This window comes from Pseudoalteromonas sp. S16_S37 (assembly GCF_014694405.1).
GTDB lineage: Bacteria > Pseudomonadota > Gammaproteobacteria > Enterobacterales > Alteromonadaceae > Pseudoalteromonas.
The window spans coordinates 1-233 of sequence record NZ_JAAUWV010000287.1 but is presented as its reverse complement, the minus strand read 5'-3'; the positions used below and the strand labels follow the sequence as shown (position 1 = coordinate 233).

At 49.8% G+C, this 233-nt stretch carries 1 protein-coding gene; it reads right to left on the bottom strand.

All coding sequences use genetic code 11. The features are described 5' to 3' along the window. Positions 1-233: transposase (locus HC733_RS23355; RefSeq protein ID WP_238937676.1), on the bottom strand; the 233-nt coding region annotated here is incomplete at both ends.

Below are 233 nucleotides of genomic sequence, written 5' to 3'. Positions count from 1 at the left end.
ACTCGGTTGCGCCCAGAAAATGGCTTTTTCGAGCGTTGCTTTTGAACAATGATTGGCAAGATACGAATTCATCACTGTGCTCTGTTTTGAGATGGGCTGTACCACGGACACGGCTAATATAGTGCCAACCTTGCCTGCGCACGGCCTTGAGCCAGGGCACTTTAAAACCCGCATCTGTTACAATGACCGGGCGGCATTCGCTCGGTAAGATCAGCTTGAGCATGCTTAGAAAT